The organism is Desulfobulbaceae bacterium (genome assembly GCA_015231515.1).
Classification (GTDB): Bacteria; Desulfobacterota; Desulfobulbia; order Desulfobulbales; family VMSU01; genus JADGBM01.
This window is the reverse complement of the sequence record JADGBM010000041.1, coordinates 1-24,740: the sequence shown is the minus strand read 5'-3', so window position 1 is coordinate 24,740 and position 24,740 is coordinate 1. Positions and strand designations below refer to the sequence as shown.

Genomic DNA, 24,740 nt, shown 5'->3' with positions numbered 1-24,740 from the left:
GTAAGTTCAACGGGTGAAACGGATAGTGCAGTGGCTGATAGCAGTCAGAGAACACAAGAAGCAGCCACTGATTCGGCATCTAAAGGATCTGGTATGGGATCCGAGGAGTCACTTGACTCAGCCTCACAGCAAAATAATCAGTCGTTAACTATTCTGGAAGGTCGAACTACTGGTCCGATGCTGCCGGTCTATTATGATTTTGATCAGTCAAATATCAAAGATGGCCAGAAGGAAAGACTTGAAAATAATGCAATGTATCTTAAAGACAATTCAAGGGCTATGGTTACTGTTGAAGGGAATTGTGATGAGAGGGGAACCAATGAATACAATATGGCACTTGGTGAGCGACGAGCTCTTAGTGCTAAAAAATATTTAATGAACTTAGGTGTGGCAGGAAACAGAATCAGTACTATCAGTTATGGTGAGGAAAAACCGTTGAACCATGGTCATGACGAGTTGGCATGGTCTCAGAATAGAAGGGCTGATTTCGTTCTGAAGTAAACATCAGTTGTATGGTGTAATTAAAACACCGCCAAGGCATTAACTGTTACCGCGATAAATTTTTGTTTAACGGTTTATCGCGGTTTTTTTATTGCCTTGGTAACAGCAATGAGTTTAACTGCTTTTGTATTAAAATCTTTGAAAGAATAAATCAAACGTAAAAAAAGTAATAGGGAGTTTTTCATGAAGAGATTGTCACGAATTGTAGTGTTCGCATTTTTGATTGCCGCCTTTTTTGCTGCGCCACTTACGGCCTCAGCAAAGGAACTTAAGGTTGGGATAATCAGTATCCAGGAGATTATAGACAGCGCTAAAGTTGGTCAGGAGGCGCGTAAAGTTTTAGAGGCCAAAAAAAGTGAACTGGAGCCAAAATTTAAAGGTGAACAGGAAAGCATTCAGGAACAGGCCAAGGAAATAGAGAAGAAAAGCTCTGTCTGGAGCGAAGAGGTTCGGGCCGAAAAAGAACGTGAGTACCAGAAAAACTTACGAGAGTACCAGCTCAAGGTGGAAGATGCGCAGTACGAGATGAAGCAACTTGAAAAAAAGGTTCTTGACCCTATTTTCAAAGAACTGCAAACAGTTATTACTGAGGTTGGTAAAAAGGAGGGACTGAGCCTTGTTTTTGAGAAATCACGAAGCAACGGTCTGCTGTATGCTGATGAAAGTCTTGATATCAGCGAGATTGTTCGAAAAACTCTTGATGAGAAAATGGCAAAATAGCTATCTAGGTTTTTTTAGTTGAATTATATATCGATCCGGTAGGAGCTAAAAGCCTCTGCCGGATTTTTTTGTTTAGGGCTCTGTTTTGGTCGTGTTGCTGCCCATCGGTTTCTTTGCATATCCCTCTCTTATATCGTGGGTTTTATATCATTAATATGAGTATGTTCAAACGCAGTCTTCGTGATAAATTCATTATATATTCTCTCCCACTGATTTTCTGTATTGTCCTTTCTGGATTTTATTACATATATATTTTTTCAACCATTCACAACCAGTTCTCCGAGATCAAGCAGAATGTTACTCCCAGTGCCTTCGCTTTGCTGGAATTAAAAGAGTTATTAGTGACTTTGGAATTTGGCTTGAAGAATAAACATATCGACCGTCAACAGATTGCCCATGAAATCATTAAGTTACGAGAAATTGTTTCTTCGCACAGTGACCAGGAGGATTTGGCCGGTTCTGCTGAAAAAGCGTCTCATGACATGATGCATAAGGCAATCCGCACGATGAGCCTGTCCGAGTACATCATGAAACAATCGGTCTCTGGATGGCAGGATGCCGACCTTGAGGAGGTTTCAGAGCTGATACGGCAGGAATTAACCTCACTGGGGCCAATTCTCGATCAGCATCTGAAGATTCATCTGACTGAGCTCGGCCGTGCCGAGGCTTATGTCTCCGATAAATATCGAAGTGCCCGGATTTTTGTCTGGTCTTCAATCGTGATTATGTCGATTTTGGTCATTGGTATTCTTGTGTTAATGATGCGCTCAATTCTGGGGCCGGTGAGAGTATTACAAGAAGGTGCAAAGCGGATAGGTGACGGCAATCTTGATTATGATCTGGTTCTTTCATCGGGAGATGAACTTGAATTTCTGGCCCAGGAGTTTAATGATATGGCAAAAAAACTTTCTGTCAGCTATAGCGAATTAGACAGAAAGGTAAAAGAGCGAACCAGAGAACTCTCTGGCGCAAATGCTGAACTTAAACGCGAAATTATTGAACGTAAAACTGCTCAGGAAGAGCAGATGCGAGCTGAGGAGCAAATTCATATTCTGAGTCAGGAGTTGTTGAAAATTCAGGAGAGCGAAAGGCAGCAGATATCGCTTGATCTCCATGATAATGTTGCCCAGGAGCTGTCGGCGTTGAAAGTAGCGGGCGAGTCAATCTGGAGCGAGCTGCACTCGGATGAAGACCCCTTGAGGCAGCAGATACATGAGTGGGAAAAGATGCTGGATCGGTGCGTTAAGACAGTGCGGGAACTCTCGTATAATTTAAGGCCGCCGGGGCTTGAACAGATAGGTCTGGCCAGTGCGGTTTCTGATTATTGCCGAGGTTTTTCAAAAAATTCAGGTATTGCAGTGAACTTTTCAACGGCAGGGATTGACAGTCTGCAACTGGATTATACGTATGCGATTAACATCTACAGGTTGATACAGGAGGCCTTGAACAATATACATAAGCATGCTCAAGCCACCACCGCTGAGATCAAACTGACTGCCTCTCATCCGAACATTATTTTGCGTATTGATGACGATGGAAAAGGCTTTGATGTTGAGGAAGGCTATCTTAAGGCACAGCATAACAAACGCCTAGGTTTGCTGGGAATGCAGGAACGTGTCCGAATGTATGATGGTGTTTTTCATATCCAATCCAGACTCAACAAAGGAACGAAGATACGTATCGAAATTCCCTGGAGTTCAACAAATGCCGACCACTAAAAAAGTAGTAATCATTGATGACCATGATACCTTTCGCGAGAGTCTTAAGCTGATTGTCGGCAGGATGTCCGATTTTGCCGTAGTCGGTGAGGCGGCAGACGCCAGAAAGGGAGAAGAAGCTGTTCGAGAGTTAAAGCCGGATCTGACCGTGGTTGACCTTTCTCTTCCGGATAAAAGCGGGATTCAGCTGACCAGGATACTTAAAGTAATAAGGCCCCAAAACCAGATTGTCATCGTCAGTATGCACTCAAAAATTGACTATATTCTAGGAGCGCTTCGGGCCGGCGCTGTTAGCTATCTTGTTAAGGAATCAGTTTCACGATGCCTGGTTAATGCCTTTGAATGTGCTGTTAAGGGTGAGTTCTATCTCGACTCAGCCTTGTCGCAGGAGGTTGCGACTAAACTCCTTGATTGTGGATTAGACACTATCGCCAATGAAAGTTATGGGGATCTGACTTCCCGAGAGCAAGAAATTCTACGTCTTTTGGCCCAAGGCATCACTACAAAAAATATTGCAGAAAGGCTTTTTATAAGTCCCAAAACTGTGACTAATCATCGTGCCAACCTCATGAGTAAGCTTCAGCTTCACTCTACAGTTGATCTTGTACGGTATGCGGCAAACTTGGGGTTGCTGGATACCATCTCGTAGATATCTGTTTTCTGTTTGCATTCCGGATGTTAGCTGTTTTTAACAGTGATTCTCGTAGGAATTCTGCGTCTCCCAAACGGTCTGGGACAATTGCCCAGTAGTATGAGGCGTTCATCCTATTGCTGAATCATCTGAAATATATGTATTATGTTGGGCAGAACCCCTATCGGGAACAAACCAAAGAGTGATTATCGGTTCTGTTTATCGGGCCAGGAACGGAACATACAATAACTGTTGAGGAGTGTTGTGTCGCAACTTGAATCAGAAAGATGCCGCGAATTCATTGTTGAACCAGCTAATTCATGGAAAGAGTCAGCCTGGGTATTAGTGGTTGTGGCCTTCCTGTTGCTTTTGGCATTTGCCAGAGTCGCCTTTTTGCCGGAGGCCAAGCAGAACCTGTCCCTCCAGCCGTATCAACGGCTCGATACAACGCTTACCGACCTTGAGCGGCCTATTTATCAGGCTTTTTTGTCCTCGCAGAACGAGATTATTATGCCTTGGCAAGATAGCGGCAGTTGGCCTGATGTTGAACTGCTCAATAGTGAGGCAATCCCGCCGTTTGCATTAGATTTTATGCCTGGAGATTTGAGATCCTATAGCTGGGTCAAGTATGACAGGGGCCCTTGGGTCGATTATTGGGGTACATCTGCGTCAAAAGAGTCATCGCTACCTAGTGCAATTCTGAGGGTTATAAATTTACATGCAGATTTCCATCCACATCCGCATCCTGGCAAGGATTATGACCCAGACCAGCAAGCGGCGGTTCAGATATGGATACATCCTGAAAGCGGTCAGCGCTACCCTGGAATGCGCTTAGCAGAACAAGGCTGGTTTTGGATAGTTTCTCCGTCATCTCCCGTTTTGATAGAAAAATAATTGAAGTAAGGAGTTCAACGATGAAAGATACTCTTAGAAATCTGTTTGGTATTGCAACTGCTGTTTTATTGCTTACCTGTTCAGCTTCATTGGCTGCCGAACCCCTTAACGTTGGTGTGACCCTTCACCCCTATTACTCCTGGGTTGCAAATATAGCAGGCGATACCGTGAATCTGCAAACTGTTATTCCTGACAATGTGGATCCACACTCCTATCAGATGCGTCCACAGGATATTGAAAGCCTGAGCAAGCTTGACGTGATTGTGGTGAACACTCTGGGGCATGACGATTACATTGAAGAGATGCTGCAGGCGGCTGGTAAGGCCGATATCAAACGTATTCATCCGAATACGGGAATACCGTTAATCGCTAGTCATCATAAGAGCTATGATTCTCAGCAATCTAAGCCTGAAAGTGTCAGTTATAACAGCCATACGTATGTTGCAATTCTGGGAGCGATTCAGCAGATTAACACTATAGCCTCAGAACTGGGCAAGCTTGTTCCTGAGCATGCTGATCTCTATAAGGAGAATGCTCGAAATTACGCCGTGACTCTTCGGAAAATGTTGCGGAATGCCCTACAGAAACTCGACAAAAATAAGGCTGAAACCCTTACTATTGCCTCTGTTCATGATGGCTATGCCTATCTGTTTCAGGAGTTGGGTATTAAAACAGATGCCGTTGTGCAGCCCCGCCACGGTATAGAACCATCAGCACGTCAACTGGCGGATACAATCAATCGAATTAAAAAGGCGAAAGTGAATGTTCTTTTTACAGAGGTCAGTTACCAGAAGAAATATGTTGATACGATTTTTGCTGAAACTGGTTGCCGGATGTACTCATTAAGTCATATTTCCAATGGAACCTATTCGCCGGAAAAGTTTGTTGTTGATATGCAGAACAATCTCGATACCATTGTCAACGCTTTAGGGAGCGAGGCAGCTTTGTAGGCCATTAAAAATGAAAAATGAACCGAATATGAAAATGTCTCTAGAGGTTCGAGACTTGTCCGTGCAGCTTGGCGGGCAGACCATATTGAACAATGTCACTATGGATGTTGAACGGGGCACTCTTCACGCTGTTCTCGGCCCTAATGGTGCAGGGAAAACCACGTTCATACGTTGCCTGACCGGCAGTTTGCCTCACAAGGGTTTGATACGGTTTAACTTTTGCTCTAATGGCCGCATTGGCTATGTCCCGCAGTTTCTTGAGTTTGATCATTCCTTGCCATTAACAGTAACTGATTTTCTGCTGCTAATGATGCAGGATATCCCGATTATTTTCAGGCGGACCACTGCGATGCGGGATAACGTGCTGGCATGTCTGGAAAAAACAGATTGTGCGCATCTTGCCGAGCGCTTAGTCGGCGGGCTTTCTGGGGGTGAGATGCGACGGGTTTTACTCGCTCAGGCTTTAACACCCGTACCGGAAATTTTATTGCTAGACGAACCTGCCAGCAATATAGATGAGGTGGGGGCTCGGTCCTTTGAGCAAGTTCTTCTCAACTTAAGGGATGAGCACGGGATAGCCGTTATTATGGTCAGTCACGACCTGTCCACTGTCTTGCGTATCGCAGATAAAGTGACCGGAATTAATGGTACCGTCACTTGGTCGGGGCTAAGTTCGAACTTAAAAGATCCGAAGATTTTAGAGGCAGTTTTTGGCGTGCAGGCCTTTTCAGCTCAGTCAAGAGAAGGGCGGGGCGCCTGATGGAATTCATATACCAATATATTTCTTCTCTCGCCAAGGCTGGGTATTTGCCGGAGATTTTTGAGCATGCTTTTATGGCCAGGGGCATCTTGGCTGCTTGTTTGGTTGGGCCAATTCTTGGCGGTTTGGGAACTGTGGTCGTTGCCAAGAAAATGGCTTTTTTTACACAGACAATCGGTAATGCGGCAATGACTGGTGTCGCCCTTGGTTTACTTATTGGTGAGCCTATTGGCCAAACCTACGCCGGTCTGTATGGCTTTTGTCTGCTGGTTGCGCTCCTGATGACATTTATCAAGAACCGCACTCGAATGCCGGTTGATACCGTTATTGGCGTAATTCTGGCTCAGACCCTGGGCTTGGGTATTATCATGCTTGTACTGGTGACCAAGCAATTTAATATTCATCAGGTTGAATCAATACTTTTCGGCAATCTTATTACGATAAATGATCAGGATCTGTACATACTGTCAGCTACATCTATTCTTACACTATGCAGCGGTTATTGGATATTTAACCGGGCCATGCTGGTAAGTTTTAATCCGGTTATGGCCAGAGCACGGGGCTTTAACCCTATAGTAAACGATTACATTTTTATTCTTATACTGACGGTTGTGGTGGTTTCCAGCTTGAAGCTGATCGGCGCCTTGCTGGTACTCGTTCTCATAGTAGTTCCGGCTGCTGGTGCTCAGAATATTGCCAGAGGGCTCAGGAGCTTTTTCTGGATATCGGTTGCGCTTTCAACGGTGAGTACTGTTTTTGGTCTGCTGCTGTCTGGGTATTTGCCAATACCAACTGGAGGGACTATCGCCATGGTAGCCAGCCTTTTATTTTATAGTACACTTATTATGCGCAGTTTTATTGGAAAAGCTGGGTAGCGAGAGGTTACAGTGCATCTATAATTGGAAGACTATGTTTTTAGCTTGTACACTAATGGAGTTAAGGGAGATACAATGTTTACAAAAAAAAGAGTAGTTGTGTCGGCATTAGGGGCTGCTTTTGCCTTGATATTGGCTTGCAGTGCCTGGGGACATGCAGCTATTGTCTGGGCTTATGTTGAGGGTGAGAAGGTCTATGTAGAGGCTTTTTATGCCAGCGGCAAAAAGCTGCAAAATGCCAAGGTGGTTGTTGTGGACTCCAGTGGCAAGTCTCTTCTCGAGGGCACTACAGATAATGAAGGTAAGTTTTCCTATAGACCTGTTTCAAAAGTTACCCAGACTGTAGTTGTTTCAGCAGGAGAAAGCCATGTCGGCGACTTTGAGCTGACCGCCGATGATTTGGCGGAAATAAAGCCTGAGTAATGATAGAGTGTAACCCCCTTGTCTTCTTGGCTCCTTGTCTCAGTCACTGCGAGGAGCGAAGCGACGCGGCAGTCCAGAAACATGGTGCTCAAACCAAGTAACCTCTGGATTGCTTCACTCCGTTCGCAAAGACGGAGTGGACCTTTCGAGCCATTTTCAGCGACACGGACAATTGGGCGGACACGGACACGGACAATCGGACAATTGGGGACAGACCACGTTTTTTATGTCGCCGATGCAATGTGAAATTATCGTTTGACAGAAAACATGCCCAAATATGATTCTCTGGATAATCGTGGTCTGTCCCAGTTTATTCCCCAGTTTATTCCATAGTCTGGGTATCCTTCGCTGGGTAGACCTGAATTTTGGGTGGCCGAATTAAATCGGAATGGGTGGCCGGATAACTCCGGAATGGGTGGCCGAATTAAATCGGATTAGGTGGCCGGATAACTCCGGAATGAGTGGCCGAATTACTCCGGAATACTCACTTCATCAACTCTTAGGAGAAAGACGCTAAATATCTCTATTGGCGGGGAAATATCCTCCTGTTTTTGACGCACCACGAAATTCTATCTTTCCTTCCTTTTTGAGCTGCTTAAGCCAGCGTTCGATAGTGCGCTGTGACTGGTCCAAAGCTCTTCTTAAGTCAGAGTTTTTCCCACCTGGATTGCTCCTGATATATTCAAACAATTCATTTACTCCGCCATTTCTCGGAAAAAGTGTGACCTTGAAGAAATTGCCAATCATTTCAAAAAGCGGCTTTTTCGCCCCGGCAGCTTGCATGGTTTGCTGCACCCGCTTAATGCCAGAGCCATATTTTTCTATAATGCCAGCTTCTTTGAAGGTTGATGCAATTTGTTTATTTCTTGGATTGGAAGCGCTTCTTCCAGATAAAATTTCTTCAAGGTTCATTCCCGCAGGAAGAGTGCCTGGATTAAAAAACTCGACCCTGTTTGGAAAAATTTTGATTGTTGAATCTGCGCTGGCCCTATAGTCGCGATGAACAATCATGTTCAGCACGATTTCTCTGACCGCGTCCAAAGGATAATCCCACCTTTCGTCTCGTTGAGCTTTTTCTGTAGACTTGGGCTGTAGACTTGGGGGTCGAACAAACTAACCCATTGATTGTTCGTCATTTAACCCAAAATAAAACATGTTTTCGGTGCTTAGATGTCCATTTTCAGGGGTGAAATGAGCATTATAAGCAGTTTCTTGTTTTCTCAATTCGTAACGGCTGCCGACCTCTTTAACATTACGGGCTGTTAGTCTCGGTTGTAGCTGTTCCCTGATTCCATCGACGAACGACTACTTCCCACAGCGATACTCTCGGTCCATTCCGCTTAGGCCTTGTCCCTGGTAAACCAGCAACTGTCCATGGGACGTAACTCTTTGTTATTCATCATCAGTTTTGTTTTTGAGCAGTCTTTTTCTATTTCTTCCAGTTCTTTCAGGTCTTCTTCATCCGCTGCCAGTGCGTCCGATTTTTTGCGGTTGCATCAAATTCTTCATACCGTTCTTTGATGGCGTCGTAAAAAGTCGCCAACTGCTTCGTTGCTGCAAATTATCTCGTAACTGCGGCGTACTCAAGTCCGCCTCATTCCTCGAAATTTGCGCGCCTCGCATTTGACGCTTTTTATTTAGCCATCCCAGAAATTGAGTTTTTACGAAACCATCTTCTTTGGCAATCTTTTTCGCAACCTCCGACTTGACCTTACCGGCGTGGGTCAACAATTCGTGCTCGTTGAATTCCAGAAAAGCATCGAGTTTGTCCGACCATTGTTCCATGGTAACGGTTTTTCTCAGCCTGGCCTGTCGTTCAGCGTAATCAAGATACATGGTTACAATTTCATTCAGATCTTTTATCTCATCGGCCTTGAGATAATTTTTAGCAATCGCCGTATCCTGTTTTCTGACAATAGAACCGCGCCAGGAGGTCAGCCCCATATTCGGTGCATCGGGGTTGCTGCGGGATTCTATCACTTCGGCTGTAAATATTCGGCATCACTTCCCAGGAAGGCGATCAGGCTTCTTCACATACAGTCGTATAGACTCAGAAGCCTGCTTACCTCCCTGAAAAGCGATGACGAACATTTAAATTAGGGGGGTTTTTGTCATTTTCCAGCGTCAAGCCGAATATTTACTTCGGCTGCTGTTTTACCGGTAATAGCCCATAGCATTTTGTTTTGCACCTTTTTGAAAAAGGTCTGAGCATCTTCTGAGTTTTTATCATAATCTATCGCTGTGGTATAAATATCCCGGATTTTCTGATAAAACCGCTTTTCCGATGCCCGGATATCCCGAATACGTTCCAGCCATTCATCAAAATAATCCCATTTTTCAACCTGTTTCAAGCGCACATCATCCATGGCAAAGCCTTTGATGATGTACTCTTTCAGGATACTGGTAGCCCAGATGCGGAATTGGGTGGCCCGTTTGGAATTTACACGGTAACCGACGGCGATAATGGAGTCGAGGTTGAAGTGTTTGACCTGTTTTTTTTGGGTTTTCCCTTCAATGGCACCATGTTGAGTGGTATTTTCCAAAATGGAAACAACCACTTTTTCATCCAACTCCCCGCTATCAAAGATGTTTTTCAAGTGTTTGAAGATGGCCGGAATTTTCACATCAAAAAGTTCCGCCATTTTAGCCTGGGTGAGCCAGATGGTTTCATCCCGGAAAACCGTAGCTATCCTGACCGTGCCGTCAGATGTTTGGTAAAGGATGATCTCGATTTTGTCGGTTTGTGACGTCATGTTGCCCCGCCTTCGATTATTTACTAGCTAAACCGGGGTCGGACAAAGCTTCCCCCTTGATTGTTCGTCATTTGACCCAAAATAAAACATGTTTTCAGTGCTTAGATGTCCATTTTCAGGGGTGAAATGAGCATTATAAGCAGTTTCTTGTTTTCTCAATTCGTGCATATTGGGGGTCAGGCTTGCAAAATTGCAAGACGCATGAAAGGCGTGAGGCGGAAAACTTAGAAACCAACAAACAGGAAATCAAGCGCTGCAATAATTTCATCCCTGTCGTCATTTAATGAGCAGACCTTTTCACCCAATATCCTTACAGGCACACCAGCAAGTTCTGCTGTAGACATAACGACACGTGTACCCTCAATCTCAAATTCCAGGTTAAGATGTTTCGCAGCCTTCCTCATCAAAGTAGTATTGACAAGCGGAACAACCACATGTGTTGCCAGGTCATTAAGCAGATTGGCTTGCAGATCGAGCAGATAAGGAATTTCTTGTTTTGTTTGAATGCTGAGATTCTTAAAAACGTCAAATTGTGCCATTAGAACCGTCTCAGTCCGTCGCTAAAAACACCATCAGACTCTATCCGTGTATTATATGCATTTATTGCTTCATTGCTTTCATCCAGCCATCGCCGAGCATGCTCCTGACGCAACAATTCCACTAACCGTTTTTCCAGAGTTTGGGAAAGATTAATGTGATACTCCTTGGCCAATTTTAGTAAATGACTGTTTATACTAACATTTGTTGGTTTCTTTGGAGCAGTTTGATCAATAAAAGTTGTTTGCATGACAATCCCCTATATGCGTATTAATCATGCGCATATACTAGCAACACAACATCAAGACTGCAACAATAAATGTTAAATTAAATAGCTCTACTTTGTCAGATTACCAGAGCGTAACAGAAAATCCCCCCTGGCCCCCCTTTACAAAGTGGGGGACCATTAACTTCCCCCTTTGAAGATACGCGACGCAGGAGACTTCGAAGGGGGATATCATAAACATCTCACTATGAACCTTACTTGTAACGTAGCCATTTCATCCTCCTAACAAGTAAAAGGGTGTTTAGGATAAGATATCTGCGGTATTGGCGATCGCAAAGTTTTCTATACGCGCGGTATTTTCCTTCGGTCGTCCGGACTTAAATGCCCCGAAAAAGAGTTCCCCAATAACAGTGGCCGGAATGAATATCTCTCCTGCCTTGGCAATATGCTTTTGGGCAGACGGGTCTTCTGCAAATAGAGCGATCACGATATTGGTATCAAGCAGATATTTACCACTCATTCTGGTCTACCTTCTCGCAAGAATCTTCTATAGCCTCTCCCATGGTCTTCAGATCAGCAGCAGGTATTGCCCCTGCAAACGAAAGGAGTTGTTTGCCAGGAACGCCTTTTGGGCAAGTCACAACAAGGGCTCGAGCAAAATCAAGTACACGTCTCTGGTGCTCATAATCAAGCAAACCCATCTGGCTAATGATCTGTTTTTTTACCGTTACATTAAGCATAAAAAACCTCCCTTAATATTAGGTGAAAATGGAGATGCAGCCCCCCATCCACTCGTGCCGGAGCAACTGTTCAGTGATAGAAGTCTTGCCAACACCATTAGGGCCAGCCACGACAATCAGGCGAGGCTGAAGAATCCCCTCGCTCATGATAAGGGCCGTGAACGATTAGCTGCAACAATGTCATCACGCAGGCGCTGCATAAGTGCTTCCGCCGCCAAATCAGCACGCCGTTTGGCTTCTTGCGCTACCGAATCCATCAATGATTCCAGTTGCGAATCCGTTGGCTCATGCCGGATGTCATTCAAATCAAAATGTTCGTTTTGCATGATGCTATCCTCCAGGAAAAATGTGTGCAGGAAATGGCGCAAAAACCTGCTATTGAGCTTGCCGATTCTATTCTCATACGCCTCGCCACTACCATTTTGCAATTGTATCAAAACGACCGACATTAGTCTTCCCATTATTGGTAAGGCCCCTTGATTGATAATCTGGTCGACAAGCATAATATCTTGTAGAGAACGCCCCTAAGTATAGCTGACTTGTAAGCGATCACACTCGCTTTAAACCACAGTAGGCCTTTTATCTCCGATGTTGGAAGCACAGTATAGTGGCATAAAGACGACTTTCTGCTCAGGCAACCTTTTATACGATCCACCATAAAGGACTAACCCTTGCGGGCATTTGGGATATTGCTCCAGCATACCATGGAGACTCCGCAACGTCCCGCCTGCCCCGGATTTCACCTCGACGGGGTAAATTTTTCCGTCCCGAACGGTAAGGTAGTCTACTTCGGCACTACTGCCACGGACATCTCGGGCCCAATAAAACAACTCTGAACTGTGCCATGCTATTAGTTCCTGGGCTACAAATTGCTCTGCAAGTTTGCCGCGATAGATCGCTAAAAGATTTTCCTGCTGCAGTTCCAACTCAACCGGCACCTGGCAGAGTCTCTGCAGAAGCCCTATATCCAACATGGCTGCCTTAAACTTTTTGGGATTGGCAGTTGCTCCTAACGGCAAACCCGTCGGATCACAAGATGGTATTTTATGGATTATTCTCGCTTGGACCAGCAGATCAAAAGCTTTTCGATTCATCTGACCAGAATGACCCTCATTAAGGCGGGTATATTTCAACTGCTCACCAACACTTTTAGCGACATTCAGAAAAACAGCATCAAGGCACATCGTGTCGATGCGAGGTACATATTTGGAAAAATCATCACGATACGAATCAATAATTTCTGACTGGACACGGAAGGTTTCAACCATTGAACCAGTATCACGGTAGGTTTTGACACATTCAGGCATGCCGCCGACAAAGAAATAGCGTCGCAACTCCTGCAGAATCATGTGCTGAACATGCTCATCAACACCGGCCGGCGTCGCCAGCGTGTACTCCGCCATTGCTTCTTTCCCCATTGCCCTGAGATACTCGTAGAATGTCATTGGCTGCATGTGCAGATATTGCACTCGCCCAACAGGGATAGATATTTCACCAAAGGCAAACTCTAACAAGGAACCGGCCGCGACAACGTGAAGATCCGGCAGCTGTTCGTAAAAATAGCGCAATGCCGTGATAGCCCGGGGGCAAGCCTGAATTTCATCAAGAAAAAGAAGAGTTTTACCGGGAAGAATACGATTCGTTGCTAATTCCAGATACCCCAGCAGTACCTTGGGATCAAGATTACCAGCAAAATACGCATGTAAATCACGGCGCTTTTCCAGATCGATTTTCACAAAACTATCAAATTGTTGCGCCAACACATTTTCAACAAGCCAGGTTTTACCAACTTGACGTGCCCCACGGATAATTAGCGGTTTACGGCGTGGCGCGTCTTTCCACGCTATGACCTGTTTTTCAACCACTCGTTCCATGAAAGCAAATCCCTTTTGGCAAACCGTTCTTCATGATGCACCCTCTATCAAAACAGCAATTCAATGCAATTCTATAGTTGTACAAACAGAAAGTCAAGGTTCTTTATGGCTTACAAAAGTAGAATGTCAGGGATGTTGGTGGTGGGGGGAGAGGCCTTGCTGCTGAGGATACTGAGGTGGCTTATTATTTCGTGATAAAGCTTCGGCAATGCGCAGGCAATAACGCAGTGGACGCTCGCTCCAACCTTTGCCAAATTGTGTGGTGAGTTGCTTTGCCAGTTCGACAATTACTTGCTTGCCGTATTCAGCCCGTTTCCCTTGCAGCAACTCTAAATTGACCCGATTGCCGATTTGCCAGTAGAGCTGTGTAAGCGCGGCATTGACCGTGCCGGCCACCCGCTGCCGGGCAGCATCAATAAGATGGCGCACATCGGCCAACGCGCTTACTTGTAAAGCATGCAAACTTTGGGATACCAGGTCTTGCAATCAAGAATAGTCCAAATAACCATCGGGCAAAGCCAGAGTTTTACCATTTGTATGATTGAAGGGCTTGTGCAACCGCAAGTTCTGCGGCACACAATTATTGTCGACAAGGCCACGGCCGGAAGCATCTCATCAATAGCCACTGCCTCGTTCCGGTATTACGCAATAAGAACATCGCGCCCCAAGCGCCCACGATTTACCAACGTTGTTTTCACAAGCAACGGCGAAACATGATAGTAGCTTGCGGCCTCTTCTATCGTTTCATCATCTGGCGTTTGATTGCCTAAAAACTCTGCAAGTCCGGCAAAAGGGCAAAGTAACTCTTGGGCAAAAGATCGTTGAAATTTCTGGCGTGCTGTTTTTGCCAATGTGACGGGCAAGAGCACATCCGAAGAAGGCGCTATCAGATTGTCAGCCATCAATCGTGCCAGTTCGAAGTGCCTTCCAGTCTGTGGTCGTTTGGTTAGCACCACTTCCAGATAATCACTACTATAGTCATTACGGCAACCTACTCCAATCGGCACCCCAACATCCTGGCGCGTGCCGTTCACAAAATCTTCAGACAATGAAAAAATGTCGGCAAGTAGTTTGCCGTTCATAACCTGAGTTGCACCAACCCCCCATGCAGCCCGAGCTTGGCTGGCCATATAAGCAGCCCTCCGCCACGGCGATTGTCCTTGATCAAGGGTGTTGATTTCTGATCTTAGGCTTGTTAAATTTGGAATTTTCATTGTTTGGGATGTGGACAAGTATCCATCAATTTCCCCAATTGTTTTTGCAGCTTTTTGTTGTGTGCCAGCCACAATTTCTTCAACAGCCTTATTTCCCCACTTAGAGCTATAGCCTTGTATCTCAATTATCAGTTGCTCATCCGCCTCATCCGGATCACATCCCAACAGGGCTTCAAATGTTCTCCATTTCGAACTTTCAAATGTTTGTCGCTCCTCTCTGACACTCTGCCAAAGCTCAGCCAATGGAGTAATTTGTGTCGAACAGCTTGCAACACGCTCTAATACAGCTTCAATAAAGCGATCTATTTCGGCTCCAAAATCAGACAGAGAAATAGTTTCATCGCTACTATTGATATACCTGACCGGTGCACCAAACAGTCCTCTTGTACTTCGACTGGATAGCAACAAAAATTCACCATCACTAGCAAATGTAAGGTCAGGCCATACAAAACCACCGCCTGCGGCACCAAGGCAGTGACTCATCCGCCACGACAAAGTTTCACGCTCTGGCTCATGAATAAGTCTCCACCAGTTTGCAGCAAACCAAAAAGCTAGCTGATAGGCGGATACTCGCGCTGTGGAACGAATCGTACGCGCATTAATATCTTCAAGCTCAGTTACCGAACAACCATTTACTCGAATATCAATAGCAGCAAAAGCTATACGATCGAGTGTAGTAGCCTCGCTCGAGAGCCATTCAAAGTTCAGTTTTATATTATTGCTCATACATTGTTACTCCAATGTTCCAGCACATGAGCTCGAAACGGGTCAGTTTCCGGCATGGGGTAACCATGGTAAGAACCAAGCTCAAAATTATCTAACTGCGCTTCAAAGGAGAAACCTCCTTCGGATACTGCCCAGACATTCTGGGGGAAATTTCCACACATCTGCACACTAATCAAACCTTTTTTGATACCACATTGCAACAATTGTGATGCCACCTTATGGGTAAAAATACTCACCTCATCACAAAGTGTTTTATCGGGGCGGGGCAACGCCGGTGGAATCAATCCAAAATCACCGGGATTACGCTTATGCTCTGGATTGCCGGAATAGCTGACACGCTTCTGTAATTCAGCCAGCACTGATGAATCAGCATTCTCTTGTATTTGACGTTTAGGATTAAAGGTTTTACGCCGTTTCATTACGTAGATTTCCTGCATAATTCAAATCAAAATGTTCTTTTTGCATGATGCCATCCTCCAGGAAAAGTGTGTGCCAAGATGGCGCAGGAACCTTCAATTGAGCTTGACGATCTAATTCTCATACGCTTCACCACTATCATTTTGCATTTGTATCAAAACTACCGGCATTAGTCATCCCATTATTTGGTAAGGCTCCTTCCTCAAACGCCTATTGATCCCTCAATTTGCAAAACATACTCATCAATATCATGAAGTATTTCCATAACTTTTCTGCAAATATACTCGGTTTCAACCTTTTTCGTAATCATGGAGCAGAGCTCCACGATATATCTTGTCCGTGTTAAATTTTTCGAGGCATTCCTCTTTCACAGAGCGGACAAAAGCCAAGTGTTCTTTAATTTTTCCTATTTCCTGCCTGATTCTTTCCATTATACGTGTAGCGTTCTGTATCGATGTTCCTTAAAGTCGATTATTTCATGATATCAGTTGAATTAACGATCCGTAGGGTATCATTTCCTGTGCAGACATCAAGAAAAACAAAAACAGGACTGGGAATTTGAGCTATACACTTTTTGATTTTTTCAGCCACTGAAACACACGGAATGACACGGAACCAAATAAGTATGGGGATTATGGGGAGGGGGGTTTTACTTTAACGCCTATTGTCCACCTATTGCCTGAACCATCACTGATGATCTAGCCAATTCATAACCTGGCGGGCGTACTTATTAAAATCACTTAAGTGCTTGGTGGCTATTGAGTAAACAACATCCCAGTCAACCAGCCTATATTCGTGGACAGCAATATTACGAAACCCAACACTTTTCTGCATACGTTCTGCAATATCCGCATCAATTATGCCTGCCTGAAAAAGCATTTCAAAACTCTGGGCCATAGACATGGGCGCCGGCTGCTTAAGTTCAGCCACAAGACGTGCCGCAATATCGACGCTGAGTTGCACAGCCCGCTGGAGATTCAAGACGATAATATCCTGCCTATCCAAGTCATCAGATAAGTCATGTCGATGGGCCGGAACTTTTGAAATCACTCGGTCAACACAGCGCTCCAGGGACTCAATTTTTACATAGATAGTTGTTTTATCCATTGGCAAACCTTCGGCAGTGGCGTTCAAGTACCATTCGAGTAAGTGGCATCATATCGACCTGTTCGAACCACATTTTTTTAATCAAGGCGGGATAGACAAAGTCATCCTTTATAATCACTTTGCCGGTGCATAACGCCTGTTGTAAGATGAGACCGGAGACAGCTTGCAAATCAATCAAATCCACTTCATATACCAACACTCGAGAGAAGGCCAGAAGCAGGTCTGTTTTTTGATCAAAAGAAAGAGGCCTATCACCCGCCACACCAATATCAATATCACTATCAGGTGTGGTGCGGCCAGACACCACAGACCCAAAAACCGTCACCACGCAGATGTCAGGAAACAGCTTGGAGACTTCTTTTATCTGTGTGCTATAGGTCATATCGATATATGAAACCTTGAATGTCTGTTAGCTCTTAGTCCAATTTGCAATAGAAAGCCCGGGGATTTCATTAAAATGTTTCTCGTTGTTTGTTACTATTACGAGGGGTATGTAATTTTTTGCCAACGTTGAGATTTTCTAAAAAATAATTGGATACACAATAGCCAAAACGTCATCAAGAACTTCAATGTCAGCTTTCTCTACAAAAGCAATTTTGCGTTGTTGATAATCTAATGACTTAAACTGCTCGCCCATGACAAAACCCTTCACCTTTTTTCCTTCAGGCAAGGTTATATGAGTCGGGTATGGCCTCTGGGTGTTTGTTATGGGACATGCGACCACAAAACCTAACCTTTTATTGTAGTCCTTTTTGCTTATTATTAAAGCAGGCCTGGGTCCCATTTGTTCCCGGCCAGTTTGAGGGTTAAAATCTAAATAAACAATATCTCCCTGGTCTGGAATATATTTTTCCCCATTTGTTACCATTCCTCTTTGCCTTGCGGCCCTCCCCAATCGAACTCTTGCGGCTCATAGTCCTTTGGAAAGGCCGCCATTAATTTTTTAAGATCATGTCTGCCACGCGGATCTTTTCTAACTGGCTTGATAATCACACTTTCATTTTCGGTTGTTATTTCTACGGGATCACCTATAGATAGGTGTGATTTTTTAAGCAGCTGCACGGGCAGTCTGACCCCCTGACTGTTTCCCCATTTCTTAATTTCAGCTCTCATATTTTCACCTTAGCTTGTCGTTGTCTTTTCGCTTACCGTTGTTTGGCGGAAGCAGTGGATACACATAGTATATACATGGTTACGAGAGATGGCAATCTTTTTTACAGGTAAACTGTCCGGACTTGTAGAAAATGATTTGTCCGGTTTACCCAAAATCCGTGATTGGGAAATAATGTTATAAAAAACCTCGTCAGTGTGGGATAATAAAGGTGTCAAAGCCAATAAAACCAATCAACTTTGCAAGTTGAAATAATCGCCAACAGAAACATGAAAACAAAAAAATAAGGCCTGTTTGGCCTGTAGGAAATCTGTTTTTTGGGCTTTGCTAGTTACTTTTCAACACCTTTACATAAACATGTAGCAGACAAGACGAAATTGATCGTCTGCCCCTACAAACAAAAAAGGCAGTACATTACCTGGGTGTTCACGCTGGTAATGACTGCCTTTTGTCGTGGTCGAACGGAGAAAGAATCCTACTCCCAGCTACCTACATCGGCATTTTCACCATCGCCGCCGGATTGTCCGTCGGCACCGTACGAAGAGATGTCTATCTCGCCATTTTGACCAGGGTTCTCGTAATTGTATGGATTATCCCAAGGGTCATTCGGTACGCCCTTCTGCAAATAGGGCCCAGCCCATTTATCGGATCCGGTGTTTTCAACAAGGGCCTCTAAACCTTCCTGGCTTGAGGGGTATTTGCCGACATCAAGTCGATACGAGTCCATGGCCGTCATCAGCATCTCTATCTGGGTCTTGGCTGTTTTTTGTTTGGCCATTCCAAGTTTACCGAACATCTTAGGCCCAACAAGTGAGGCAAGAAGTCCTAAAATAACCATTACAATTAACAACTCGATAAGGGAAAAGCCTTTTTGATTATCAAGTTCTTGCTGTATCCGAAGCAAACGAAACATTTTTTTCATTAGTATCACACCATGTTTATAAGTTTTACGTTCTTGGGTTTATCTAGGTTAGCTCGGTATGTTTCAACTAGCAGCCATTTACATTTATATAATATCAGCCGATAACCTTCAAGCCGAAAGAGTGTTTCTGTCCATCTCCACCAACTACGAAAACCATAATATGACTTCACTACCCCCAGATAGTCTGAACATGAGGGTAGGCGATAATTTTATTATCGCGAGTAACAAGAGGCAAACCCATAGTCATTGCCGTTGCTGTAACAATCCGGTCTACAGGATCGGGATGGAACTCGCCCGGCAAAGTTACGGATCGCAAGCTGATGGTATTATCTACTGGTATAAAACGAACAAAAGGCAAACTTTCAGTTTTACGAACCCAATCCCGAACATCAATTGAAAGTTCCAACCGCCGCTTATCAACTAATAGAGCTATCTCCCATGTCGATATGGTTGAAATAACTATCCCATTTTCATCAACTGCTCTGGAGATGGCCTTGGAAGCACTCTTTGAAAGGTTTTCAGGGTTGCTTATCCACCAAAGCCATACATGAGTGTCCAACACAATCACTTCAAAGCCTCCCAGTCATCTTGACCGACCGGAACTAAAGGGTCATCATAACGGCGAACTGAATTGCGCAATTCTTCCAACACTAACTGCGTTTCTTTATGAAATGGAATTATTTTCAGTACTGGCTTAGCGTGGTCTGTGATGATCAACTCCTGGCCAGTCTCTTGTACCTGGCGAAAAAACTTAAGGGCCTTGGGTTTGAAACAAGATTTCGACACGGTATTTGTCATGCTTTTTCCTCATTTTAAAGTCCTCACCTCACACAAGTGACCACAATATCATGGTCACATTGTCCCGTCAAATCAAAAGAACAGTCGAAATTTTTTGCAGCTTTCGAAAATGACTTTACCATCTATATATTTTCGTAAATGTTGCTCACATAGGAGCTAATTTTCCTTCTCGAACTTACGCAGCCTTGCCACTGCTTGATTGTGTTCTTTTAAGGAGTTTGAGAAATAATGCCCTCCATCCTCCTGCAAGACAAAATACAGATAATTTTCTGCGGCAGGATTAAAAACCGCCGAAATCGATGCTTTCCCAGGATTACAGATCGGCCCGGCAGGTAATCCTGTTTCTGTGTAGGTGTTATAGGGCGTTGGCGTCTTTAAATCCTTTCGAGAAAGTTGCTGGCCAAATTTTTTAAGCCCGTAAACAACTGTGGGATCGGCTTGAAGCCGCATTCCCTTCTTCAGCCTGTTAATAAAAACTTTAGCCACTAAGGGCCTTTCCTCTGAAAAACCAGTTTCTTTCTCAACAATAGAGGCCAGGGTAAGGACTTGATTGACTGAGAGGCGTACTATTTGATCCACAGCTTTGGAGTTCTCAACCTTGCTGACCGCTTCACCAGCCTGCCCATCACAATCAAACAAGACTCCTTCAACCAAGGAAGCATTTTCACACTCCGTCAAAATAACGGTCTGCATGCGTCTGAACATAGTGGCAAGAATATGTTGTGGACTATCTGAGCGCTCAAAAAAATAGGTATCAGGGAAGAGGTAGCCTTCCAAACTATTTGCGCGCACCCCCATCTCACTCAAAAATTCTGGGTCAGACATAAGCAGCAACAGCTCATCTGGTCTGCCCCAGCCGCCAGAAGCAATTTTCTCGGCAATCTGGTAGATATTCAACCCTTCTGCGATGGCCAAGGTGCGAGGAATCGTTTTGCCCTGCTCAATATCCTTAAGAATCAACAAAGGGGTATGTTCAGCAGTAAAAACGTACTCCCCGGCTTTAAGTCGGGTCGACACCCCCAGATAACGCGCCAGTAATCGAAAACGGAAATCGTCTTCAATGACACGGGATTCAATGAGGATTTTTTCTATCTGCGGAAACCCGCTTTTGGGCGGAATATAGACCTGTATCTTCTCAAAATATCCGGAAGCGCCAGGAGAATTAGCATACAGCCAAACCCAGGAATAAAACCCAACTGGCACGACAATCAAAGAGATCAGCACAGCCATCAACCAACGTGAGATTCTCTTGCCCTCTTTAACCTGGGGTACTTCAAAATTATCAACAGGATCTGGCGAATTCGATACCATATGCTTTGAAATTAGCCACGAAACCACACAAAAAAACACGAAAAAACGCCGTTGTTTGTGTGAGTCTGTGTGGGTCTGTGGCTGAAAAAAGAGTTTATATCATCCTTCACAGAACTTTCTTTATTTGGCGTAAGAACTCTTCGACATCACTCAGTTGCGGATCACTTTGAAACTTCTCCCGGCAGTCCGGTTCCAACTCTCGTATCAGTCGAAGGTATTCGTTAACCCTGCCGATCTTCTGCCTGATCCTTTCCTTCAAATTCCCATTTCCCTCTGGCGCTGAAATTGAAAATCGATTGCCATATGCTGAATTTTCAACTCAAAAACTTCTCTCTCCTCAGAATCTCTTTCCCATATCACTTTTCCTGTCCGGGTAATTTGATCAAGAAGCATAAGGTTTCTGGTCTGATTTAAGATTACCAGGTCAATGCTAATAGCTTTACTCCAATACTTCGCAATGAGAAGATAGATAGAACCATTTATTAACTTGGGCCAAAGCACTTTGAGGCATTACACAAACGCCATTTTAAGAATTTTATCCATGTTTTTTACCGGCACAAACTTCATCTGATCACGAATCTCTTTGGGGATCTCAACCAGATCTTTCTCATTTTCTGCCGGAATAATTACCGTTGCTATCCCGGCCCTCAACGCCGCTAAAGCCTTCTCCTTCAAGCCGCCTATCGGAAGCACTCGCCCCCGAAGGGTAATCTCGCCAGTCATGGCAATATCCTGCCGCACCTTTTTCCCGGCCAGAGCCGAGTACAATGCCGTTGCCATAGTAACACCAGCAGATGGGCCATCTTTAGGAATCGCCCCGGCAGGGACATGAATATGAATATCAATCTCTTCAAAATACGTCTCCGACAACTTCAAGACATCAAGCCGGGTCCGGCAATAGCTCAATGCCGCCTGAGCCGACTCTTTCATCACGTCACCCAGTTGGCCGGTCATTGTAATGCCACCCTTACCCTTAACGATACAGACTTCAATGGTCAAAAGCTCACCACCGACCTCTGTCCAGGCCAGTCCTGTCGCCAGACCGGGCTGATCAATTTTACCTAATTCAGTCTCGGGCAAAAATCGTGGCGGCCCCAGATATTTGGCCAGCGTCCGATCAGAAATTACATACGGCCCCTTGCTGCCTTCAGCTACTTTACGGGCCACCTTCCGGCAGACCTTGCCGATCTCTCTTTCCAGATTTCGTAAACCGGACTCGCGCGTATAATGACTGATAATTTTGATAAGCGTAGCATCGCTCAGTTTAATATGCTTTCGGGTAATCCCATTTTCTTTGATCTGTCTTGAGAGCAGGTAGCGCTTGGCAATAACCAGTTTTTCTTCCAGGGTATAGCCCGACAGGCGAATGATCTCCATCCGGTCCAGCAGTGGACTGGGGATAGTGTCCGTCATGTTCGCAGTTACAATAAAAAGCGTTTTCGACAGGTCGTAGGGCATATTCAAGTAATGATCAGTAAACTCAACATTTTGTTCAGGATCAAGGACCTCAAGCAATGCCGATGAAGGGTCGCCCCGGTAGTCCGAGCCGATTTTATCAACCTCATCCATCATAAAGACAGGGTTATTGGTGCCAGCCGTCTTTAAGCCTTGAATAATTCGGCCAGGCATAGCCCCAATATAAGTACGCCTGTGGCCTCGAATCTCAGCCTCATCATGCATACCCCCCAGAGATAGACGATAAAACTTTCTGCCCATCGCCCGGGCAATCGACTGACCTAATGAGGTTTTACCCACACCTGGAGGCCCAACAAAACACAAAATCGGTCCCTTGGACGATTTACTCAATTTGCGGACAGCCAAAAATTCAAGAATTCGTTCCTTAACCTTTTCCAACCCATAATGATCAGCATCCAGAACCCTGGACGCTTCCTTTAGGTCAAGCTTGTCCTTTGAGCCTTTCTGCCATGGAACCTCAAGAATCCAATCCAGGTAAGTCCGGACAATTGAGGCCTCGGAGGCATCAGGGTGCATCATCTCGTAGCGCTTCAACTGCTTCATGCCTTCGGCGCGAACTTCCTTAGACATCTTTGTTTTAGAAAACTTAACACGAATTTCTTCAATCTCTTCTGAGCGATCATCAACGTCGCCAAGCTCTTTTTTCAAGGCATGCATCTGCTCACGCAGATAATATTCGCGCTGGCTCTTGCTCATCTCTTCCTTAGCCAGTGACTCAATTTTTGCCTGAACAGTAGAGACTTCAACCTCTTTGCGCAGAAAGTCAGAGACCTTTTGCAGACGTTCAACCGAATCAAATGTTTCCAGCACCGCTTGCGAGTCAGGGGTCTTCATACGCAGATTAGAGATCACCAAGTCTGCCAGACGTCCAGGCTCTTCAATACTATTGAGGATAACCATCAAATCAGAAGACATGATCCCTTTGAGCATCAGAATCTTCTCGGTATTTTCCCGCACAGTTCGCATCAAGGCCTCGACCTCAACAGAAACAGACTCTGCGTCAAACTCCTCATCTTTGATCACTGAAATTTTTGCAAGAAAGTGCGGGTCAGATTGAATAATCTTTTCAATTTTGGCCTTGCTGACAGCCTGCACCAACACCTTTAACCTGCCATCGGGCAGCTTCAATGTGCGCATTATCATGCTGACCATGCCGACACCATAGACATCCTCAGCACCTGGTTCGTCAACAGTAGCATCCTTTTGAGTAACCAGAAGAAGAAGGTTATCCTTCATCATTGCCTCATTGATCGCTGCAATTGAGGCTGGGCGACCGACAAAAAGCGGTATAATCATATAATTAAAAACGACCACATCACGAATAGCCATCATCGGCAATTCATCAGGAATCTCTTGTCCTTCTACATCAAAGAAATCTCCTAAACCGTTGGTCAGCGAGTCATTAAAATCCACGCAAATTCTCCCATTTTAAACAAATTTAAAGGGGCAGAAAACCCCCGGATATTATTTTTGCCAACACTAAACATCTTAGCAGAGTAAGTCAATATGACAAGACTATACGGCCGCGAATAAAAATTATAGCCAACCCCAAATTGATTTGGTTAAGTAACCAATTACCCAGTCAACCAATACACAAATACAGATGAGACTACTATGCTGACAACCAAATCTTTTTTCGACTTAAACGAGTTTGCGCACCGCGACCTTTTTGGCGAGGTCAACGTCTGGGAAGTTCTTAAAAAACTTAAAGAATATGTGGGCGATCAAACATACCCAGAGTTCGGCTCACTTCTAAAAACCGACATGCCGCTGCCCGAAACCATTGTTGTAGTTGACAACAACTTAATCCCGGCCTCGGCGCTGTCAATTGAGTTAGGCGATGCGACCAAAGGACAGGTACGAGCCTATAAAGATGGTCAGCCTCTGATCGGCGCTTCAATCATCATGGCTGGGGCCGTTTTAAGCGGCAACCAGATAAAGATTGGCCAGAATGTGTTAATTGAGCCCGGCGCCATGATTAAGTCTCCGGCCATTATTGGCGATTTCTCCGAAGTCCGGCAAGGTGCGTAAGTTCGAGAAGGAAAATTAGCTCCTA

32 protein-coding genes and 2 pseudogenes are annotated in these 24,740 nt (G+C 44.8%); 10 read left to right on the top strand and 24 right to left on the bottom strand.

Annotated features, from left to right (window positions below; translation table 11 throughout):
- From pal to HQK80_08435, 9 genes are all read left to right on the top strand, one after another.
- Nucleotides 1–501: peptidoglycan-associated lipoprotein Pal (gene pal, locus HQK80_08475; protein ID MBF0222246.1), on the top strand; the 501-nt coding region annotated here is incomplete at its 5' end.
- 183 nt (nt 502–684) lie between these two features.
- Nucleotides 685–1,221, top strand: coding sequence for an OmpH family outer membrane protein (locus tag HQK80_08470; GenBank protein MBF0222245.1), 537 nt, complete (start codon nt 685–687; stop codon nt 1,219–1,221).
- A 359-nt stretch (nt 1,222–1,580) separates the two neighbouring features.
- Nucleotides 1,581–2,939: a HAMP domain-containing protein gene (locus HQK80_08465; GenBank protein MBF0222244.1), complete on the top strand. Its 1,359-nt coding sequence runs from the start codon at nt 1,581–1,583 to the stop codon at nt 2,937–2,939.
- Entirely contained in the window at nt 2,926–3,588 is a 663-nt protein-coding gene (locus HQK80_08460) for a response regulator transcription factor (protein ID MBF0222243.1), read from the top strand. The genes HQK80_08465 and HQK80_08460 overlap by 14 nt, the downstream gene beginning before the upstream one ends.
- A gap of 246 nt (nt 3,589–3,834) precedes the next feature.
- Nucleotides 3,835–4,464 (top strand): hypothetical protein, encoded by a 630-nt coding sequence (locus HQK80_08455; protein MBF0222242.1) that lies wholly within the window; start codon nt 3,835–3,837, stop codon nt 4,462–4,464.
- Nucleotides 4,465–4,484: 20 nt separating this feature from the next.
- Nucleotides 4,485–5,414 (top strand): zinc ABC transporter substrate-binding protein, encoded by a 930-nt coding sequence (locus HQK80_08450; GenBank protein ID MBF0222241.1) that lies wholly within the window; start codon nt 4,485–4,487, stop codon nt 5,412–5,414.
- A 10-nt stretch (nt 5,415–5,424) separates the two neighbouring features.
- Entirely contained in the window at nt 5,425–6,174 is a 750-nt protein-coding gene (locus HQK80_08445) for a metal ABC transporter ATP-binding protein (GenBank protein ID MBF0222240.1), read from the top strand.
- Nucleotides 6,174–7,049, top strand: a complete 876-nt coding sequence (locus tag HQK80_08440; GenBank protein ID MBF0222239.1) for a metal ABC transporter permease — start codon at nt 6,174–6,176, stop codon at nt 7,047–7,049. Before HQK80_08445 ends, HQK80_08440 begins: the two co-directional genes overlap by 1 nt.
- A gap of 75 nt (nt 7,050–7,124) precedes the next feature.
- Nucleotides 7,125–7,472 (top strand): carboxypeptidase regulatory-like domain-containing protein, encoded by a 348-nt coding sequence (locus HQK80_08435; protein ID MBF0222238.1) that lies wholly within the window; start codon nt 7,125–7,127, stop codon nt 7,470–7,472.
- Nucleotides 7,473–7,985: 513 nt separating this feature from the next.
- On the opposite strand, the gene HQK80_08430 is transcribed toward HQK80_08435, so the two are convergent.
- From HQK80_08430 to lon, 24 genes and pseudogenes are all read right to left on the bottom strand, one after another.
- Nucleotides 7,986–8,483, bottom strand: a complete 498-nt coding sequence (locus HQK80_08430; GenBank protein MBF0222237.1) for a hypothetical protein — start codon at nt 8,481–8,483, stop codon at nt 7,986–7,988.
- Nucleotides 8,484–9,143: 660 nt separating this feature from the next.
- Nucleotides 9,144–9,458: pseudogene (locus HQK80_08425) on the bottom strand (virulence RhuM family protein).
- Between the two features lie 125 nt (nt 9,459–9,583).
- The gene (locus HQK80_08420) at nt 9,584–10,225 is read right to left on the bottom strand and encodes a virulence RhuM family protein (GenBank protein ID MBF0222236.1); all 642 of its coding nucleotides are present in this window, start codon (nt 10,223–10,225) and stop codon (nt 9,584–9,586) included.
- A gap of 224 nt (nt 10,226–10,449) precedes the next feature.
- Entirely contained in the window at nt 10,450–10,764 is a 315-nt protein-coding gene (locus HQK80_08415; GenBank protein MBF0222235.1) for a CcdB family protein, read from the bottom strand.
- Nucleotides 10,764–11,012, bottom strand: a complete 249-nt coding sequence (locus tag HQK80_08410) for a type II toxin-antitoxin system CcdA family antitoxin (protein MBF0222234.1) — start codon at nt 11,010–11,012, stop codon at nt 10,764–10,766. Before HQK80_08410 ends, HQK80_08415 begins: the two co-directional genes overlap by 1 nt.
- Nucleotides 11,013–11,289: 277 nt before the next feature.
- The gene (locus HQK80_08405; protein ID MBF0222233.1) at nt 11,290–11,508 is read right to left on the bottom strand and encodes a PIN domain-containing protein; all 219 of its coding nucleotides are present in this window, start codon (nt 11,506–11,508) and stop codon (nt 11,290–11,292) included.
- Nucleotides 11,498–11,698, bottom strand: a complete 201-nt coding sequence (locus tag HQK80_08400; protein ID MBF0222232.1) for a hypothetical protein — start codon at nt 11,696–11,698, stop codon at nt 11,498–11,500. The genes HQK80_08405 and HQK80_08400 overlap by 11 nt, the downstream gene beginning before the upstream one ends.
- 66 nt (nt 11,699–11,764) lie before the next feature.
- Nucleotides 11,765–11,875: pseudogene (locus tag HQK80_08395) on the bottom strand (AAA family ATPase).
- Nucleotides 11,872–12,231 carry a hypothetical protein gene (locus HQK80_08390; GenBank protein ID MBF0222231.1) on the bottom strand — a complete coding sequence of 120 codons (360 nt, stop codon included), beginning with the start codon at nt 12,229–12,231 and terminating at the stop codon, nt 11,872–11,874. Before HQK80_08390 ends, HQK80_08395 begins: the two are co-directional and overlap by 4 nt.
- Nucleotides 12,232–12,288: 57 nt before the next feature.
- The gene (locus HQK80_08385; protein MBF0222230.1) at nt 12,289–13,602 is read right to left on the bottom strand and encodes an ATP-binding protein; all 1,314 of its coding nucleotides are present in this window, start codon (nt 13,600–13,602) and stop codon (nt 12,289–12,291) included.
- A 126-nt stretch (nt 13,603–13,728) separates the two neighbouring features.
- On the bottom strand, nt 13,729–14,064 hold the full coding sequence (locus HQK80_08380; protein ID MBF0222229.1) for a hypothetical protein: 336 nt from the start codon (nt 14,062–14,064) through the stop codon (nt 13,729–13,731).
- Between the two features lie 179 nt (nt 14,065–14,243).
- Nucleotides 14,244–15,542: a hypothetical protein gene (locus HQK80_08375; protein MBF0222228.1), complete on the bottom strand. Its 1,299-nt coding sequence runs from the start codon at nt 15,540–15,542 to the stop codon at nt 14,244–14,246.
- Entirely contained in the window at nt 15,539–15,961 is a 423-nt protein-coding gene (locus HQK80_08370) for a hypothetical protein (protein ID MBF0222227.1), read from the bottom strand. The genes HQK80_08375 and HQK80_08370 overlap by 4 nt, the downstream gene beginning before the upstream one ends.
- A 685-nt stretch (nt 15,962–16,646) precedes the next feature.
- Nucleotides 16,647–17,066 carry a DUF86 domain-containing protein gene (locus HQK80_08365; protein ID MBF0222226.1) on the bottom strand — a complete coding sequence of 140 codons (420 nt, stop codon included), beginning with the start codon at nt 17,064–17,066 and terminating at the stop codon, nt 16,647–16,649.
- Nucleotides 17,059–17,448, bottom strand: a complete 390-nt coding sequence (locus HQK80_08360; GenBank protein MBF0222225.1) for a nucleotidyltransferase domain-containing protein — start codon at nt 17,446–17,448, stop codon at nt 17,059–17,061. Before HQK80_08360 ends, HQK80_08365 begins: the two co-directional genes overlap by 8 nt.
- Nucleotides 17,449–17,586: 138 nt before the next feature.
- The gene (locus tag HQK80_08355; GenBank protein MBF0222224.1) at nt 17,587–17,934 is read right to left on the bottom strand and encodes a type II toxin-antitoxin system PemK/MazF family toxin; all 348 of its coding nucleotides are present in this window, start codon (nt 17,932–17,934) and stop codon (nt 17,587–17,589) included.
- Entirely contained in the window at nt 17,928–18,179 is a 252-nt protein-coding gene (locus tag HQK80_08350; GenBank protein MBF0222223.1) for an AbrB/MazE/SpoVT family DNA-binding domain-containing protein, read from the bottom strand. The genes HQK80_08355 and HQK80_08350 overlap by 7 nt, the downstream gene beginning before the upstream one ends.
- Before the next feature lie 473 nt (nt 18,180–18,652).
- Entirely contained in the window at nt 18,653–19,090 is a 438-nt protein-coding gene (gene gspG, locus HQK80_08345) for a type II secretion system major pseudopilin GspG (GenBank protein ID MBF0222222.1), read from the bottom strand.
- Between the two features lie 178 nt (nt 19,091–19,268).
- On the bottom strand, nt 19,269–19,667 hold the full coding sequence (locus HQK80_08340) for a type II toxin-antitoxin system VapC family toxin (protein MBF0222221.1): 399 nt from the start codon (nt 19,665–19,667) through the stop codon (nt 19,269–19,271).
- A complete protein-coding gene (locus HQK80_08335) occupies nt 19,664–19,897 on the bottom strand; it encodes a type II toxin-antitoxin system Phd/YefM family antitoxin (GenBank protein ID MBF0222220.1) in 234 nt (77 codons plus the stop codon). Before HQK80_08335 ends, HQK80_08340 begins: the two co-directional genes overlap by 4 nt.
- A 156-nt stretch (nt 19,898–20,053) precedes the next feature.
- Nucleotides 20,054–21,208: an endolytic transglycosylase MltG gene (gene mltG / locus HQK80_08330; GenBank protein MBF0222219.1), complete on the bottom strand. Its 1,155-nt coding sequence runs from the start codon at nt 21,206–21,208 to the stop codon at nt 20,054–20,056.
- 106 nt (nt 21,209–21,314) lie between these two features.
- Complete coding sequence (locus HQK80_08325) at nt 21,315–21,467, bottom strand: hypothetical protein (GenBank protein MBF0222218.1); 153 nt, start codon at nt 21,465–21,467, stop codon at nt 21,315–21,317.
- Nucleotides 21,464–21,601: a hypothetical protein gene (locus tag HQK80_08320; protein ID MBF0222217.1), complete on the bottom strand. Its 138-nt coding sequence runs from the start codon at nt 21,599–21,601 to the stop codon at nt 21,464–21,466. Before HQK80_08320 ends, HQK80_08325 begins: the two co-directional genes overlap by 4 nt.
- A 117-nt stretch (nt 21,602–21,718) precedes the next feature.
- Nucleotides 21,719–24,016 carry an endopeptidase La gene (gene lon / locus HQK80_08315; GenBank protein ID MBF0222216.1) on the bottom strand — a complete coding sequence of 766 codons (2,298 nt, stop codon included), beginning with the start codon at nt 24,014–24,016 and terminating at the stop codon, nt 21,719–21,721.
- 432 nt (nt 24,017–24,448) lie between these two features.
- On the opposite strand from lon, the gene HQK80_08310 reads away from it, so the two are divergent.
- Nucleotides 24,449–24,715: a hypothetical protein gene (locus tag HQK80_08310; GenBank protein MBF0222215.1), complete on the top strand. Its 267-nt coding sequence runs from the start codon at nt 24,449–24,451 to the stop codon at nt 24,713–24,715.
- Nucleotides 24,716–24,740: the final 25 nt, after the last annotated feature.